General features: G+C 63.7%; 7 protein-coding genes. 6 read left to right on the top strand and 1 reads right to left on the bottom strand.

Annotated features, from left to right (window positions below; translation table 11 throughout):
- Positions 1–49: 49 nt before the first annotated feature.
- On the bottom strand, positions 50–1,960 hold the full coding sequence (gene htpG / locus ACEOAC_RS16285; protein WP_413445399.1) for a molecular chaperone HtpG: 1,911 nt from the start codon (positions 1,958–1,960) through the stop codon (positions 50–52).
- Between the two features lie 581 nt (positions 1,961–2,541).
- Here htpG and ACEOAC_RS16280 point away from each other — a divergent pair.
- The 6 genes from ACEOAC_RS16280 to ACEOAC_RS16255 all read left to right on the top strand — a co-directional run bounded on the left by ACEOAC_RS16280 (position 2,542) and on the right by ACEOAC_RS16255 (position 17,887).
- On the top strand, positions 2,542–4,056 hold the full coding sequence (locus ACEOAC_RS16280; protein WP_413445400.1) for a TolC family protein: 1,515 nt from the start codon (positions 2,542–2,544) through the stop codon (positions 4,054–4,056).
- Between the two features lie 12 nt (positions 4,057–4,068).
- Positions 4,069–4,908, top strand: a complete 840-nt coding sequence (locus ACEOAC_RS16275; RefSeq protein ID WP_413445398.1) for an OmpA family protein — start codon at positions 4,069–4,071, stop codon at positions 4,906–4,908.
- A complete protein-coding gene (locus ACEOAC_RS16270) occupies positions 4,905–6,278 on the top strand; it encodes an HlyD family type I secretion periplasmic adaptor subunit (RefSeq protein WP_234296173.1) in 1,374 nt (457 codons plus the stop codon). Before ACEOAC_RS16275 ends, ACEOAC_RS16270 begins: the two co-directional genes overlap by 4 nt.
- A gap of 127 nt (positions 6,279–6,405) precedes the next feature.
- The gene (locus ACEOAC_RS16265; RefSeq protein WP_413445036.1) at positions 6,406–8,076 is read left to right on the top strand and encodes a biopolymer transporter ExbB; all 1,671 of its coding nucleotides are present in this window, start codon (positions 6,406–6,408) and stop codon (positions 8,074–8,076) included.
- Between the two features lie 39 nt (positions 8,077–8,115).
- A complete protein-coding gene (locus tag ACEOAC_RS16260) occupies positions 8,116–9,819 on the top strand; it encodes a peptidase domain-containing ABC transporter (protein WP_006465392.1) in 1,704 nt (567 codons plus the stop codon).
- A gap of 55 nt (positions 9,820–9,874) precedes the next feature.
- Positions 9,875–17,887, top strand: a complete 8,013-nt coding sequence (locus tag ACEOAC_RS16255) for a beta strand repeat-containing protein (RefSeq protein WP_413628454.1) — start codon at positions 9,875–9,877, stop codon at positions 17,885–17,887.
- Positions 17,888–17,900: the final 13 nt, after the last annotated feature.

The raw sequence follows: 17,900 nt of genomic DNA, 5'->3' as shown, positions 1-17,900 counted from the left end.
CGGCGTTTCTGGCGCAGGCACCCGAACCCGGACGCCAGGCTGCTATGGCTTACTTGCCAGCCATGGCCAGCAGCATGTCATTGGTACGCTTGACGAAACTGGCCGGGTCAGCCAGGGCGCCACCCTCGGCCAGCAGGGCCTGGTCGTACAGGATGTGCGACCAGTCGTCGAAGCGCGCCTCTTCATACTTCAGACGCTGTACCAGCGGGTGGTCCGGATTGATTTCCAGGGTCGGCTTGGAATCCGGTGCGGCCTGTCCCGCCGCCTTCAGCATGCGTACCAGGTTGCCCGAGAGCTCGTTCTCGTCAGCCACCAGGCAAGCCGGGGAGTCGGTCAGGCGGAAGGTCACGCGCACGTCCTTGGCCTTGTCGGCCAGGGCGGTCTTCATCTTTTCCACCAGATCCTTGTACTCGGCCTGCGTATCTTCGTGCTGCTTCTTCTCGGCTTCGTTTTCCAGCTGGCCCAGATCCAGACCACCCTTGGCCACCGAGGCCAGTTCCTTGCCTTCGAACTCGGTCAGGAAGGACAGCATCCACTCGTCCACGCGGTCCGTCAGCAGCAGCACTTCCACGCCCTTCTTGCGGAAGATTTCCAGGTGCGGGCTGTTCTTGGCCGCCTGGAAGGTCTCGGCGGTGACGTAATAGATCTTGTCCTGGCCTTCCTTCATGCGACCCAGGTAATCGGCCAGCGCGACGTTCTGCACCTCGCTGTCGTTGTGGGTCGAAGCGAAGCGCAGCAGCTTGGCGATGCGCTCCTTGTTGGCCGCGTCTTCGCCGATGCCTTCCTTGAGCACCTGGCCGAACTCGGTCCAGAAGGTGGCGTACTTGTCCTTCTGCGCCTGGTCCTCGCTGTTGGCCAGCTCTTCCAGCAGGCCCAGCACGCGCTTGGCCGAACCATCGCGGATGGCCCGCACGTCGCGCGACTCCTGCAGGATTTCGCGCGAGACGTTCAGCGGCAGGTCAGCCGAATCGATCACGCCCTTGACGAAGCGCAGATACACCGGCATCAGCTGCTCGGCGTCATCCATGATGAACACGCGCTTGACGTAGAGCTTGATGCCGCCGCGCTTGTTTCGGTCCCACAGGTCGAACGGGGCGCGCGCCGGGATGTAGAGCAACTGGGTGTATTCGCTGCGGCCCTCGACCCGGTTGTGGGTGTAGGCCAGGGGCGCGCCGAAATCGTGCGAGACGTGCTTGTAGAACTCTTCATATTGCTCAGGCGTGACTTCCGACTTGCTGCGGCTCCACAGCGCGCTGGCCTGGTTCACGGTCTCCAGCTCGTCCTTCTGCACGGTTTCCTTCTTTTCCTCGTCCCATTCTTCCTTGTGCATCAGGATGGGCAGGGAAATGTGGTCGGAATACTTGCGGATGATGGACTTCAACTGCCAGGCCGAGAGGAACTCGTCCTCACCCTCGCGCAGGTGCAGGATGATGTCGGTGCCGCGGCTCGGCTTGTCGATCTGCTCGATGGAGAAATCACCGGCACCTTCGGATTCCCAGCGCACGCCTTCGGCGGCCGGGGTGCCGGCACGGCGCGTCTCGACCGTGATGCGGTCAGCGATGATGAAGCCGGAATAGAAGCCTACGCCGAACTGGCCGATCAGGGCCGCGTCCTTCTGCTGGTCGCCCGACAGGCGCGAGAAGAACTCCTTGGTGCCCGACTTGGCGATGGTGCCCAGGTGGGAGATGGCCTCGTCACGGTTCATGCCGATGCCGTTGTCGGAAATGGTGATGGTGCGTGCGGCCTTGTCGAAGCTGATCCTGATCTTCAGTTCCGGGTCGTCTTCGTACAGGCCGGCGTTGTTGATCGCCTCGAAGCGCAGCTTGTCGGCCGCGTCGGAGGCGTTGGAGACCAGCTCGCGCAGGAAGATTTCCTTGTTCGAATACAGCGAGTGGATCATCAACTGGAGCAGTTGCTTGACTTCGGCCTGGAAGCCCATGGTCTGTTTTTCGGTGGCCATGTTTGTGTCCTTATTGAAGAAATGGATGAGTTGAATAGCTTGCGGCAATCGCCTGTGGGCTGGATATAGGGAGAGACTTGTGGTTTTTCAACAGCATTTTTAAAGAGTTTTTCAGCGCTTTGGTCTTCTGCGGAATTTCCTGATGGCACGGCGGCAACAAGATCACCATAATTGCGACTATTAATTTTTATCAAGTCAATTGAAATTAAACGGTTTTTCCCTGTTATTTGTAATTGAGTTGCAATCCTCGAGTGATAGAATTGTTTTGACAAAATGGTAATATTTTTCGTTTTTCCCCAAAGAGGGAGAGCGGAAGCGGAGGGCCAGGCCGGGACTTGCAAAGACGAAGAATATGAGTCCCCGTGCCTGATAACTGGAATCGCAGCGCTGGCTGGCGATTCTTTCCTAAGGGTGTTTTGGGGCAGGGGAGGCCGGTCCGGTACCGGCTGATCGCGTTGATGAGAGTTCTCAAGAGCAAACCGTTCATATTCGCAGTTTCACTCGGACTGACCGCGCCCCAGGTGGCACGGTCTGCAGATAACCCGCCGCTACCGGCGGAGCCGCCGGCAGCGTCCAGAGCGGTGGTGAACGTACCGCCACAGAATGGCGGCACCCTGGATGTACCGCCCCAGATTCGCCTGGGCGCCGATCCGGCCGGTCCGGCGCTGGCCGACTATCGCTTGCCGGCCTTGCCCGCCGATACCCCGGCGCCTTCGGCGCAGGATGAAATCCTGCTGCTGCTGCGCCAGTCCGATCCCGGCTTTTCCGGCAACCTGATTGCGCTGCCCCAGATCAGCATCGTCTCCGAGGGCGATGTCGTCCCTGACCTGAACCTGCGCAGCGTACTCGACCTGGCGCTCAACAACAGCTACAGCTATGCCGCCACGGCGGCCCAGGCCGATCAGGCCCGCTATGCGTCCAAGGCCACCGCCGGACAGATGGGGCCGACCCTGGACGTGCGGGCGCAGAAGGGCAACGAGTATTCCTCGCCTTCCTCCGTGCTCGACCCCAATACCGGCCTGGTGCAGCGTGCGAACTACCACAAGCGCTGGGACGTCACGCTGATCGGCCGCCAGCCCATCTTCGCACCCGGCTCCTACTATGACTACCGCAAGTCCAGTTCCCTGGCCGATGCCGCCGACCTGCGCCGCGACGACGCCCGCGAGACCCTGTACTACAACGCCATCAAGGCCTACTACGACGTCATGCGCGCGTACGCCTCGCTGTCCTTTGCCCGCAGCTACTCGCAGCGCATGAGCGCCTTGCTGGACTACATGAACAAGCGCCTCGAAGGCGGCGGCGCCAGTCGCATCGATTTCGAACGCGTGCGCGGCCGCTCGCTGACCGCCCAGTCCGCCGTGGCCGAAGCCGAAGGCGCCCTGGAAAGCGCCATGGTGACCTTGAACCAGGTCACCGGCCGCAAGATCGAGCAGCTGGAAGTGCCCGATCACATGATGCCGGTGGTCCCCGACACCTCCAAGCTTGCCCTGCAGGACGTCTACGACACCAATCCCGGCGTGCGTGCCGCGCGGCGCGATCTGGATGCGGCCAACCAGGAACTGAAGTCGGCCCGTGCCAAGTTCTCTCCCACGCTGGCCCTGGAATGGACCCAGATCAAGAGCCGTGGGGTCGGTGGCGCTATCGACACTACCACCAACGCCCTGCAGCAGACCACCGACCGCCGCCTGATGCTGGTGATGTCGATGAACCTGCTCAACGGTGGCTCCGACGTCTATTACACCAAGCAGGCCGGCGCCAAGTACGTCGAAAAGAGCAACACCGCGCTGGACCTGGAACGCAAGTTGCGTGAGCAGATCGAGATCAATTACCGCACCCTGGGCGCGGTGAGAAAGCGCATGGAAATCTCGCGCCAGGCTTACCTGACCAATGCCAACGTGGCCGATGTCTTCCTGGAACAGCTCTCCACCGGCAGCAAGCAATTGCTGGACGTGCTGGATGCCTACCAGCAGGCCTACCAGGCGCGGACCGATTTTGCCAACCTGCTGTTCCAGCAGGCCGACATCAGCTATCAGATCCTGCGCAACACGGGGCGCGCCTCGGCGCTGGAAACCCTGCCCGCGCGGGCAGCGAAATAGGACGGGGGACACATGGAGGGGGGAAGGGAACAGAATTTCTGGCCAGGCTTCGTGGACGCACTGTCCAACGTGGTGCTGGTGATGATCTTCGTCGTGGTGGTGTTCGTGGTGACCTTGTTCTACTACTCGCAGAAGCTGGCGCAGACCAAGGTCAGCCAACTGATCTCGCAGACGCAGAGCCAGAACCAGCGTGAGGTCAAGGCATCGCAGAAGGATGTGGCTGCCGCCGAACGCAGCGGGGCCGAGCGCCAGAACGACAATGCGCCCACTAACGCCAGCAGTGCCAGCAGCGCTGCCAACAGCGCCGCATCCAGCGCCGCCGAGACACCGGGCGAGCGCGAGAAGGCCAAGGAAATCGAACAGCTCAGGCGCGAAGTGGCTACCCTGAAAGCCAAGCTGGCCGCGCCGCCGCTGCAGTCCGACAACGGCAGCCTGCGTAGCGACGCCGCGCCCTCCAGCCCCAACGCGATCCAGGTCAAGACCGAACCCAATGACAAGGAAGTGGCCCCCGGCCTGCGCATCGACGCCAACGAAAAAGCGGTCACCCTCACTTTCGACGCCGACTCCACCCAGTTGAACGAAGAGGGCGGCAAGGCCCTCGACAAGAGCATCGGCGACTGGATCCGGCGCGTCAAATCCAGCCAGGGCAAGATTGTCGTGACCGGCGTCATCGGCAGTGGCAGCTACAGTGAAAGCCGCCGCCGCGCCTACTACCGCACCGTCGCCGTGCGCAATTACCTCATCGATGCCGGGGTCGACAAGGAGCGCTTGACCAGCCGCGTGGCCACCGACCAGAACGGTAGCGGCAACGACGCCCGCGTGGTCGTGCAATATCAGGCCTCGGCAAAATGACGCTCTCGCTCAAGCCCGGCGCCGACCACGGGATTGCCTCCCGCGGCAAGGGCTTCATGCGCCGCGTGGCGCCGCGCCTGGACCGCCGCCTGGGCCAGCTGCAGGCCATGCCGCGTCCGCGCCTGGCGGTCCTGGCCTGCGCGCTGCTGCTGGCCTTGCTGGTCGTCTGGTCCATCCTGGCGCCGATCGACATGGTGGTGCGCGGCAGCGGGCGCATCGTCGCTTCCGAACATAACCAGGTGATCCAGCATCTGGAGGGGGGCATCGTCTCGGCCATCCTGGTGCGCGAAGGCGCGGTGGTCAAGAAGGGCCAGACCCTGATCTCCATTGCCGACGTGCGCGCCAATGCCGACCTGGGCGAAGGCCGTGTGAAAATCCTCGGCCTGCGCGCCAGGACGGCGCGGCTCTCGGCCGAAGCCTCCGGCGCGGCCAGCCTGCAGATGCCGGCCGACCTCGAGCGTGATGATCCGGCCGTGCAGAGCGAGCAGGCTGCCTTCGCCGCCCGCGCCGCCAAGCTGACGCAGGAAATGTCGGTGCTGCGCGAACAGGCCGCCCAGCGCCAGGCCGAACTGGGCGAGGCCGTGAGCCGCCAGAAGAGCCAGGCCACCGAGGTCGACCTGGCCCAGCGCCAATACAAGCTGATCCACAACATGCTGGAGCGCAATGCCGCCTCCCAGCTGGAAGACATCCAGGCTGCGGCCCGCGTGCAGGATGCCCAGAGCCGCCTGGCCGCCACCGATGCCATGATCCCGCGCCTGAAGGCGGCCATCGCCGAATCCCAGGCCAAGATGGGCGAAGCCTCTTCGCGCTTCCGCTCTGATGCCCGTACCGACCTGACCGCCACCGAAAACGAACTGGCGCGCCTGCAGGAAGAAATCAAGTCGCGCAACGACCGTGTCTCCCGTTCCGAAGTCAAGGCACCCATGGATGGCGTGGTCAACCGCGTCATGATCAATACCGTGGGCGGGGTGGTGCGCCCGGGCGACCCCATCATCGAGATGACCCCCAGCGACGACAAGTTGGTCATCGAAGCCCGCATCTCCCCGACCGACCGTGCCGAACTGGTCACCGGCGCCCGTGCGCGGGTCAAGGTCTCGGCCTATGACTATGGCGTCTATGGCGCCATGGAAGGCGTGGTCACCGAGATCAGCGCCGATACCGTGCCCGACGAGAACAACCAGCGCGGCGAACGCAGCTATCGCATCAAGATCGCCGTGCAGCGCGGTGACAGCGCCTTGCAGCGCAAGCTGGACCTGATGCCCGGCATGACCGCCAGCGCCGACATCATCGTCGGTCGCCGTACCGTCTGGCAGTACCTGATGTCGCCCCTGTCGCGCTTCGGCCAGGGTGCCCTGCGGGAGCCGCGATGATCGCCCCGCACCGCCTGCATCCCCGGTTTCACCGGTCGCACACGCCCACCCTGATGGGCGTTGCGACCTTTGACGTTTTCCGCACCATCCACATCCCTTGCGTTCTTTTCTCCGGAACCTCGCACGTATGAAAAACCTTCGCCAGTTCTATGCACTTGCCGCCATCCCGACGCTCCTGCTGCTGTTGGGCGCCTTCCTGTTCCGGGGCTTCGTGGGGCATGCCATCCAGATCAACCCCTTCCTGAACCTGTTCATCATCGCCGTGGCGCTGTTCGGGATCGGCCTGATCGGCTACAACCTGTACCGCGTCAACTGGGAATACGACAAGCTGATGCAGTTCTATGACCGCACCAAGTCCGGCGAATCCATGGAGAGCCTGGTCAAGGCGCCCGAGTTCGCGGGCACCGAGATCGGTCAGGTCCTGGTCAGCGTGGCCAGCACCAAGGGCCGCCTGACCTCGCGTATCGAACAGGAAACCATCGAAGGTTCGCTGCACGACCTGCGCGCCCACCTCGAAGCCAAGACCGAATTCCCGCAATTCCTGACCGGCTTCATGATCGCGCTGGGTCTGCTGGGGACCTTCATCGGCCTGCTTGAGACCCTGGTCAGCACCGCCGAGCTGATTGACGGCTTCGGCAAGGCCAGCACCGGCGGCGACATGGATGCGTCTTTCATGCACCTGGTGGCCGACCTGCAGAAACCGCTGGCTTCGATGGGTACCGCCTTCTCGGCCTCGATGTTCGGCCTGATCGGTTCGCTGGCGCTGGGCCTGACCCTGACCCCGCTGCGCGCGGCCAGCAAGAAGCTGGTGGCCCGCGCCCGCGAATGCATCAGCGACATGGTGCAACACGTGGTGCACGACGCCACCGGTCCGGCTGCCACCCAACGCCAGGGCGTGTCCGAATCCTTCCTGGCCGAATTCCTGCAGGATCTGATGGTCCTGCAGCGCGAATCCATCATGGCTGCCCGCAACAGCTCGGAAGCCTCGCTGCAGGCCGGCATCAAGCTCGAAGGCCTGAACGACCGCCTGAACAACATCGTCCAGCTCTTCAACGACAGCATGGAAGAATCGCGTAGCCTGCGCCAGCTGGTGGCCTTCGGCCCGCGCATGCACGAAACCGCGCAGCAGACCCTAGAAGAGATCCGCACCGTCGGCCAGCTGATCAATACCAAGATCACCTCGGCCCGCGACCTCTCCGACAGCCTGTCCTCGCTGGAAGAACGCCTCTCGGTCAACGGCGACATCGCCAACCGCACCTTCGAAGTGCTGCCACAGATCGTCACCACCATCCAGGCCGGCCAGCTGGCGCTGTCCACCGCGCTGAGCTCGCTGCAGACGCAGCAGGGCGAAATCTCCAATATGAACGAAAAGAACGCGCAGAACATCGCGCAACTGCCGGCACTGCTGAACCAGATTTCCGTGCGCCTGGCCGACGAGATGGGCGCCATCCAGTACCAGGGCGAACTGCAGGCCACGGTCGCAGCGCGCCTGAACGAACTGGGCAACACCATCGGTGAGAACTCCAGCAACATGGCCCGCGACGCGCTGTCGGCACGCCAGCTGCAGATCGACCTGGCCAAGCACATGGCGACCCAGAACGATCGCGTCAAGAACCTGGGCGCCATCCCGCAATCGCTGACCTCCATCACCGAAGCCCTGATGCGCCAGAACATCAACTGGCAGACCGTCATCGACGAAATGCGCAGCGGCCGCCAGACCATGGTCAAGGACCTGCGCCTGGAACTGCGCGAAGCCATCCGCGAAATCACCACCGCCAACCGCGGCGGCCAGGCCTGATCGCGGCATAACCGGGCATAAGAGAGTCACCACCGCATCATGAACGCCAGCGAACAGGTCCACATCGATCAACCGCAGGTCCTGCAGGACCTGCGGCAGGACCCCAGCTACCTGTCGCTGTTGCGCGCCTATGGCAGTCGCTTCGTCGAGATCATCGTGGCCGGGGTGCTGGTGAACCTGCTGGGCCTGCTCATGCCGCTGTATTCACGGCTGATCTACGACAAGGTACTGGGCAACCACATTCCCGAGACGCTCTGGGCCCTGACCCTGGGGATGCTGCTGTTCATGGCACTGGAAATGGTATTGCGCGTCATCCGCGTGTACTACACCGAACAGCTGGCCGGGCGCCTGGATACCGAGTTCGACGAGGTCTCGGCACGTCGCCTCCTGACCGCCAAGGTGCAGGCCCCGGTCGGGGTGGTGCTGGCACGTTACCGCGACCTTTCGGCCGCGCGTGACCTGCTGTCCTCCAACTACATGCTGTTGCTGGTGGACCTGCCTTTCCTGCTGCTCTACCTGGTGGTGCTGGGCCTGATCGGCGGCCACATGGTGTGGGTGCTGCTGGTAGGTGGGGCCGTGCTGGTGGCGCTGCAGCTCTTGCTGAAGGTGCCGGCCAACGACTATGCCAATGCCGCCATGAAGGCCGGTGCCGGCAAGGTCGACAAGCTCGCCAGCATCGTCTACGGCATGGAAACCCTGAAGACCACGCCGCTGCAGGACCGCCTGTTGCGCAGCTTCCTGATCGACGCCGCCGCCAATGCGGTGGCCCAGGCCAAGAGCCGTTACTGGATGAACACCAGCTACGCCATCTCCAGCGTCGGCTATACCTTCATCGCGGTGGCCACCCTGGTGGTGGGTGTCTATCTGGTGGAAGACAACCTCCTGACCGTGGGCGCGCTGATCGCGTGTTCGCTCCTGATCAGCCGCGCCACCACGGTGCTGTCCTCGCTGGCGGCACTGCTGGGACGTATCGAGATGTTCCGCCGCGCCCGCGCCGAGTTCGACCAGCTGTTCGAGGCGCAACCCGAGACCGTCAGCGCCGACGTGCTGCGCCAGGAAATGCGCGGGCTGATCCAGGTCGGCAACCTGCTGCTGCACCTGGACAGGAAGGAAACCCCGACCCTCAAGCATGTCTCCCTGACCGTGCAGCCGGGCGAGAAGGTCGGCATCGTCGGCCGCTCCGGTTCCGGCAAGTCCACGCTGCTGCGTGCGCTGGCCGGGCTGCATCATCCCGACGAAGGCCATGTGCTCATCGATGGCGTGGCCGTGACGGCCTATGCCCCTGAGGTCCGCATGCGCTGCATCGGCTTCAAGCCGCAGGAACCCTTCCTCTTCGATGGCACAGTGGCAGCCAATATCTTTGTCGGCGACCGCGTGCCGGGGCAGGTGTACGAGGCAGCGTTGGCGGTGTCCTCGCTGGACGACCTGATCGCCCGTGGCGAACTGCGGCTGGACCAGGTCATCAAGGCGCCCGGCAATCTTTCCGGTGGCCAGCGCCAGATGGTGGCCCTGGCCCGGGTGGTCGCCAGCACGCCGCGCATCCTGCTGCTGGACGAGCCCACCACCGGCGTGGACCAGCAGACCGAGGCCCGCATCATCGAGCGCCTGGTGGCCTATGCCGGCCCGCGCACGCTGGTGGTGGCCACCCATAGCCCCGCGCTGTTGCAGCACATGGACCGCATCGTCGTCATCGACGGCGGTCGCATCGTGGCCGACGGGCCGCGGGCCCAGATTTTGCAGTAACGCCGTGCAGCCCACGGCGAACCTGATTCGAACCGATCTTCGATAGCGAGGAAACATGGCAACCGCAAGCTCATCACAAGCGAACTCCGCGGACAAGGTCACCGGCCCGGTACGGGTGGTGATGCCCGACCAGGCCGGCAGCTTCCAGGTCAGCGCCACCCGCGCCGCCGTTCAGCACGTCCAGGTGGTGGACGTGGACATGGTGCTGCACATGGCCGACGGCACCAAGGTGGTGCTGGCCGGTGGCGCCATCGAGGCGATGGACGACAAGTCCAAGGTCAAGTTTGCCGATACCAGCGCCGATACCGGCAAGCTGCTCGATTCGGTGGGCAAGATCGCGCTCAAGCCCAATGACCAGTCGCGCATCCTCAATTCCGACCCGGTGGCGGTCCCGCCCAATGTGACACCGGCCCAGCAGGTCACGGTGGACCGCAATGCGGCCAGCATCGGCAACGATGGCGGCAGCCAGTTTTCCCAGATCATCAGCGAGAATTCGGCCTCGCTCACTACCAGCAGCAACGGCACCAGCAAGGCCGGTGGTTCGGCCGGTGCAGTGGTGGGGGGCGACACCACCCACACCACGGTGGGCGCCACCGCGGCGGCGTCGCAGAACCTGACGGCCAATACGCCACCGGTGTTCTCGCCGCCGGCCAATCCCAGTTCCAACGATGCGCCGGTCAAGCCTTCCGAACCGCAGGTGCCGCCCGAGCGGCCCGGCTCGATTCCCTCGCCGCCGATCCAGGTCGACCCCTCGCAGCCGGCCATGGCCATCAAGCTGGTCAACCTGGCCACCATCACCCAGACCGGCGACGTCCTCTACGGCAGCGGCGGCATTCCGCAATCGGCCACGGATGCCGGCCTGCCGCTGCAGTTCAGCACCCAGGTGATCAACGCCGGCAATGATGTGCGCACCATCTATGCCGCCGGCAACAATGCCGGCACCTTCATCAAGGTGTTCGATGTCACCATCACCGGCAATGGCAACGTGGTGTCAGTGATCGTCTCGGGCGTGCCGGCCAACATGTCCATCGTCAACGCCACCGATCTCGGCGGCGGTCGCTACGAGATGACGGTGGCTGCCGGCCAGACCGATTTCCCGATGCAGTTGCAGTACAACACGGTCGAGGCCAATGCCTCCTCGCCGGTGCATCAGGCCTTCGATCTCACCTTCACCACCACGGTCTCGACCTCGCGCGGCCCGCAGACCCTGGTCGATGTGCGCCACGTCGCCGTCAAGGACGCCACCGTCTATGGCGACCTGAGCTACCTCGATCCGGCCACCGGCGACCCGGTGCTGGTGTTGCCGGCCCAGGGCGCACCGCACGAGGTACATGCCGGCAACGGTGGCGTGACCATCTACGGCAGCAATGCCAATGACCTGCTCTATGGCGGCAGCGGCAACGACATCATCTACGGTGGCAGTGGCAATACCTTCTTCCAGGGCGGTGCCGGCGCTGACCAGCTGGTGGGCGGCGTCAACAGCACCGGTACCAACGTCAACACGGCCAGCTACGCCGGCTCCAGCGCCGGGGTGACGGTCAATCTGGTGACCGGCCTGGGCAGCGGCGGCGATGCCCAGGGCGACCAGCTTTCCAACATCCAGAACCTGCGCGGCAGTGCCTTCGACGATACCTTCGTCGCCAATGCCGTGATCAACCGCCTGGATGGCGGCAGTGGCGGTTCCGATACGGTGTCCTACGTGTCTTCGAACGCGGCCGTGACGGTCAACCTGATCACCGGCACCGGCGCGGGCGGTTATGCCCAGGGCGACACCTATACCCATATCCAGAACGCCATCGGCAGCGACTACAACGATCTCTTCGTGGCCAGCAGCGATGCCAACCGCTTCGACGGCGGCCTGGGTTCGAACACCGTCTCCTACGCCAATTCCAATGCCGGCGTGAACGTCAACCTGCAAAGCGGCCTGGGGAGCGGCGGCGCAGCGGCGGGCGACAGCTACATACGCATCCAGAACGTCATCGGCAGCGCCTATGACGATACCTTCGTGGGCAACGTGGACGTCAATACCTTCGATGGCGGCACTGGCGGCAATGACACAGTCAGCTATGCCGGCTCCACCACCGGCGTGTCGATCAACTTCGTCTCCGGTCGCGGTACCGGCGGCTATGCCGAGGGTGATAGCTACAACCACATCCAGAATGCCATCGGCTCGGCCTTCGACGACGTCTTCATCGTCGGCGTGGATACGCGCCGCATCGACGGCGGTAGCGGCGGTTCCGATACCCTGAACTTCGGCGCTTCCACCGGCGCGGTCAGCATCAACATGATCACCCAGACCGGCAGCGGCGGGTATGCGCAGAACATCAGCTTCGCCAACATCCAGAACATCGTCGGCAGCTCGTATTCCGACACCTTCATCGCCAGCGTCGGAGCCAACAATTTCAACGGCGGCCTGGGCGGCTCGGACACGGTGAGCTACGAGTTTTCCACCAGCGCCGTGACGGTCGATCTGACCCACACCGATGGCACCGGCACCTCTGGCGGCTACGCCCAGGGCGACGTGCTGGCGCACATCCAGAACCTGATCGGCAGCGCCTACGACGACATCTTCATCGCCAGTGCCGACGTCAACAATTTCGACGGCCGGGGTGGCTCCAATACGGTCAGCTACATCTATTCGACCGGTGGTGTCACGGTGGACCTGACCAATACCATCGGCACCGGTACCGGCGGCTACTATGCGGCGGGCGACTCCTTCACCAATATCCAGAACCTGATCGGCAGCGTCTACGACGATACCTTCGTCGCCAGTGCCGCGGCCAACAGCTTCGACGGTGGCGGCTCCAACCACAACCGCGTCAGCTATGCCGCCTCCAGCGCCGCCGTGACGGTGGACCTGAACTACGCTGACGGCACCGGCACCTCCGGTGGCTATGCCCAGGGCGACAAGCTGGTCAACATCCAGGACCTCACCGGCGGTGCCGGCAATGACCTCTTCGTGGCCAACCTGGCAGCCAACAACTTCGACGGTGGCGCCGGCTCCAACACGGTCAGCTACGCGCGTTCCAACGGCGCCGTGACGGTCGACCTGGTGCAGGGCAGCGGCAGTGGCGGCTATGCCGACAACGACACCTACCTCAACATCCAGAACGTCATCGGCAGCGACTACAACGACCTGTTCATTGCCAACCTGGCGGCCAATGCCTTCGTCGGCGGTGCCGGCAACAATACCGTCAGCTATGCCAAGGCCAGCGATGGCAATGGCGTCACCGTCGACCTGTTCCACGGCACCGGCAGTACCGGCTTTGCCGCAGGTGACACCTATAGCGGCATCCAGAACGTCATCGGCAGCGCCTATGACGATACCTTCATCGCCGACAACAACGTCAATGTCTTCAATGGCGGGCTGGGTTCCAATACTGTCAGCTACGCCTTCTCGACCGGCGCGGTGACGATCAACCTGGTCACCGGCACCGGTAGCGGCGGCGTTGCGGCCCGCGACAGCTATACCGCCATCCAGAACGTGGTGGGTTCCGCCCAGGACGATGTGATCATCGCCAGCGCCGAGGCCAATAGCATCGACGGCGGCAGCAGCACGGCCACCTCCCACAATCGGGTCAGCTATGCCAGCTCGGACGCCGCCGTGACGGTGGACCTGAGCTACACCAACGGCACCGGTACCTCGGGCGGCTACGCGGCCGGCGACAAGCTCTCCAACATCCAGGACCTGACCGGTAGCATCTACGACGATACCTTCGTGGCCAGCCTGGCGGCCAACAACTTCGACGGTGGCGGCGTCTCCCTGCACAACCGCGTCAGCTATGCGCATTCCACCAGCAGCGAAACCATCAACCTGTTTACCGGTGCCGGCAGCGGCACCTATGCCCAGAGCGATACCTATACCAACATCCAGGACGTCACCGGTGGTTCGGGTGACGACCTGATCATCGCCAGCGCCGCCGCGAACAATATCGACGGTGGCGCCAGCACGGCGAGTTCGCATAATCGCGTCAGCTACCAGAATTCCACCGTGTCCGAAACGGTGGACCTGTTCAACGGCGTAGGTACTGGCGGCACTGGCAGCCTGGCCAACGGCGACACCTACACCAACATCCAGGACGTCACCGGCGGCAGCGCCGACGACACCTTTGTCGCCAGCGCCGCAGCCAACAATTTCGACGGTGGCGGCGGTACCCACAACCGTGTGAGCTATGCCAATTCCAGCGTGGACGAGACCGTCAACCTGGTCACCAGCGCCGGCAGCGGCGGCACGGGCAGCCTGGCCAATGGCGATACCTACACCAATATCCAGGACGTCACCGGCGGCAGTGGCAACGACACCTTTTACGGCAATGCCGCGGCCAACCGTCTGGATGGCGGCGGCGGCTTGCACAACCGGGTCAACTACAGCAGTTCCACGGTGTCGGAGACGGTCAACCTGTTCGACGGTACCGGCACGGGCGGCACCGGCAGCCTGGCCAACGGCGATACGTATGCCAACATCCAGGACGTCACCGGTGGCACCGCCGACGATGTCTTCATCGCCAGTGCGGCCGCCAACTTCTTCGATGGCGGCACCGGCTCGCTGCATAACCGGGTGAGCTATACCAATTCCACCGTCGACGAGACCGTCAACCTGGTCACCGGCCAGGGCACGGGCGGCACCGGCAGCCTGGCCAATGGCGATACCTACATCAACATCCAGGACATCACCGGCGGTGGCGGCAACGATACCTTCTACGGCAATACCGCTGCCAACCGCTTCGATGGCGGCGGTGGTAGCCACAACCGGGTCAACTACAGCACCTCGACGGTGGCCGAGACCATCGACCTGTTCGGTGGCACCGGGACCGGCGGTACCGGCAGCCTGTCCAATGGCGATACCTATACCAACATCCAGGACGCCACCGGCGGCACCGCCGACGATGTCTTCATCGCCAGCGCGGCGGCCAACTTCCTCGACGGCGGCACGGGTTCGCTGCACAACCGGGTCAGCTACACCAATTCCACCGTCGACGAAACGGTGAACCTGTTCAATGGCACGGGTAGCGGCGGCACCGGCAGCCTGGCCAATGGCGACACCTATGCCAACATTCAGGATGTCACCGGCGGCAGCGGTAACGACACCTTCGTCGCCAGCGCGGCGGCCAATCGTTTCGATGGTGGTGCCGGTACCCACAACCGGGTGAGCTACACCAACTCCACCGTCGATGAAACGATCGACCTGATCAGCGGGCTGGGTAGTGGCGGCACCAACAGCCTGGCCAATGGCGACACCTACACCAACATCCAGGACGCCACCGGCGGCAGCGGCAACGACACTTTCTACGGCAACACCGCCGCCAACAGTTTCGACGGTGGTGGCGGCAGCCACAACCGGGTCAACTACAGCAGTTCCACGGTATCGGAGACGGTCAACCTGTTCAACGGTACCGGCACGGGCGGCACCGGCAGCCTGGCCAACGGCGATACCTACACCAACATCCAGGACGTCACCGGCGGTACTGCCGATGACGTGTTCATCGCCAATGGGCTCGCCAATGCCTTCGATGGTGGCACCGGCTCGCTGCACAACCGGGTGAGCTATGCCAATTCCGCAGTCGACGAGACCGTCAACCTGGTCACCGGCCAGGGCAGTGGCGGCGCCAACAGCCTGGCCAACGGCGACACCTACATCAACATCCAGGACATCACCGGCGGTGGTGGCAATGACACCTTCTACGGCAATACTGCCGCCAACAATTTCGATGGCGGTGGCGGTACCCATAACCGGGTCAACTACAGTACCTCGACGGTGGCCGAAACCATCAACCTGTTCAACGGAACCGGCACGGGCGGCACGGGCAGCCTGGCCAATGGCGACACCTACACCAACATCCAGGATGCCACCGGCGGGTCCGCCGATGACGTGTTCGTGGCCAGCGCGGCCGCCAACTTCTTCGATGGCGGCACAGGCTCGCTGCACAATCGGGTGAGCTACGCCAACTCCACCGTCAATGAAACCATCAACCTGCTCAGCGGCAGCGGTTCGGGCGGTACCGGCAGCCTGGCCAATGGCGATACCTATGCCAACATCCAGGACGCCACCGGCGGCAGTGGCAACGACACCATCGTGGCCAACGCGGCGGCCAACTTCCTGGATGGCGGAGCCGGGTCGAACACGGTCAGCTATGCCGGTTCCACCAGCAGCAACAGCGCCACCGGCGTGACGGTCAACCTCACCAGTGGCGTCGGATCGGGCAACTACGCCCAGGGCGACACCTATGCCAACATCCAGAACGTCATCGGCAGCGACTGGGCCGATACCCTGACCGGCTTTTCCACGGTCGGCGTGATGTCGGTACTGACCGGTGGCAAGGGTGCCGACAGCATCACCGCCGACCTCGGCAATCGCGCCTACACCTATGCGTCCTATGCCGGGTCGTCCAGCGGCGTGACCATCGACCTGAAGAACGGGACCGGTACCGGGGGGGATGCCCAGGGCGATACCCTGTTCAACATCGACAACGTGATCGGCAGCAACAACGACGATACCTTCCTGGCCAGCGCTGCAGTCAACATCCTCAATGGCGGCACCGGCGGCTCGGACACCGTCAACTATTCGCTCTCCACCAGCAGCGACGGTACCAACGGCGTGAATGTGGACCTGTCCACGGCCACCGGTACCGGCAGCGGCAACTATGCCGCCGGCGATTCCTACACCAATATCGAGAACGTGGTGGGCAGTGCCTTCAATGACGTGCTCAAGGGGTTCTCCACCCCCGGTACGCGCTCGGTGCTGGAAGGCGGCGCGGGTGCCGACAGCATCACCGCGGTGGTCGGCAACCGGGGTTCGACCTTCGCGTCCTACGCCGGCTCGACGCTGGGCGTGACCATCGACCTGAAGAACGGGACCGGTACCGGTGGCGACGCCCAGGGCGATACCCTGTTCAACATCGACAACGTGATCGGCAGCGCCGCCAACGACCTCTTCAAGGCCAGCACCCAGGCCAACAACTTCGATGGCGGTGCCGGCGTCGATACGGTGAGCTATGAATTCGATACCGGTGGCGTGACGGTGGACCTGACCAATACGCTGGCCGCCAGCGGCCTCTATGCGCTCGGCGACAAGTTCACCAATATCGAAAACCTGATCGGCGGTTCCGGCAACGACACCTTCTATGCCAGCGCCGCCACCAACGCCTTCGACGGTGGCGCCGGCAACAATACGGTCAACTATGCGCGTTCGGGCGGGGTGGGCGTGACGGTGGACCTGTTCCACGGCACGGGTGCCAATGGCTATGCTGCCAACGACACCTACGTCAACATCCAGAATGTCACCGGCAGCGCCGGCGACGATATCTTCTATGCCAGCGGTGTGGCCAATGTCTTCAATGGTGGGGCCGGCGGTAGCGATACCGTCAGCTACCTGTACTCGACCAGTGGGCCGATCAAGGCCGACTTGTCCGCCGGCGGTAGCTTGGGCGATGCCAACGGCGACAGCTATATCGGCATTTCCAACCTGGAAGGCAGTTTAACCGTCGCTAGCGAGCTCATCGGCAACGCCGGCGCCAATACGCTGACCGCGCGTGGCAACGCTACCACCAACGTGCTCAAGGGCGGTGGCGCCAGTTCTGGTACCGATATCTTCAACGTGGTCGAGGGCGGGCACAATTCGGTGACGGTGGGCAGCGGCAACAACCTGATCAATGTCAGCGCCGGCCTGGGCAGTACCGGTGGGGCGCAGAGCGACATGGTCAATAAGAACACCGGCACCTCCAACATCGATTCCATCAATGGCGTGGCCGGGGTGACGACGCTGCATTTTGCCGACCTGGGCAATACCCTCAACCTGAGCAACTTCTCCAGCAAGGTCACCGGTATCACCACCCTCGATGTCAGCGCCGGCAATGGCACCAACATCATCATCACGGCCCAGGACGTGATCAACATGGGCATGGTCAGCGGTGCCACCTCGCACCTGTTGACGGTGAAGATGAGCTCCAGTGAAAGCTTGCAGATCATGGCCAATGGGTCGGACCATTACGTCTACTTCCCCGGCACCACCGACTATGCCTTCTACAACGCCACCAACCAGGAGATCGCCCGCATCCACCTGACCACCTGACCTACCGGTGCTC

Origin of the sequence: Herbaspirillum frisingense, assembly GCF_047325095.1 — a bacterium.
Taxonomy (GTDB): domain Bacteria; phylum Pseudomonadota; class Gammaproteobacteria; order Burkholderiales; family Burkholderiaceae_D; genus Herbaspirillum; species Herbaspirillum frisingense.
The sequence above is the reverse complement of the archived record's forward strand: the minus strand, read 5'-3'. Positions and strand labels throughout refer to the sequence as shown.

Bases quoted from the DNA above. Each gene is read 5' to 3' on its own strand.
- htpG (WP_413445399.1), bottom strand. From the start codon at position 1,960: ATGGCCACCGAAAAACAGACCATGGGCTTCCAGGCCGAAGTCAAGCAA.
- ACEOAC_RS16275 (WP_413445398.1), top strand. From the start codon at position 4,069: ATGGAGGGGGGAAGGGAACAGAATTTCTGGCCAGGCTTCGTGGACGCA.
- ACEOAC_RS16270 (WP_234296173.1), top strand. From the start codon at position 4,905: ATGACGCTCTCGCTCAAGCCCGGCGCCGACCACGGGATTGCCTCCCGC.
- ACEOAC_RS16265 (WP_413445036.1), top strand. From the start codon at position 6,406: ATGAAAAACCTTCGCCAGTTCTATGCACTTGCCGCCATCCCGACGCTC.
- ACEOAC_RS16260 (WP_006465392.1), top strand. From the start codon at position 8,116: ATGAACGCCAGCGAACAGGTCCACATCGATCAACCGCAGGTCCTGCAG.
- ACEOAC_RS16255 (WP_413628454.1), top strand. From the start codon at position 9,875: ATGGCAACCGCAAGCTCATCACAAGCGAACTCCGCGGACAAGGTCACC.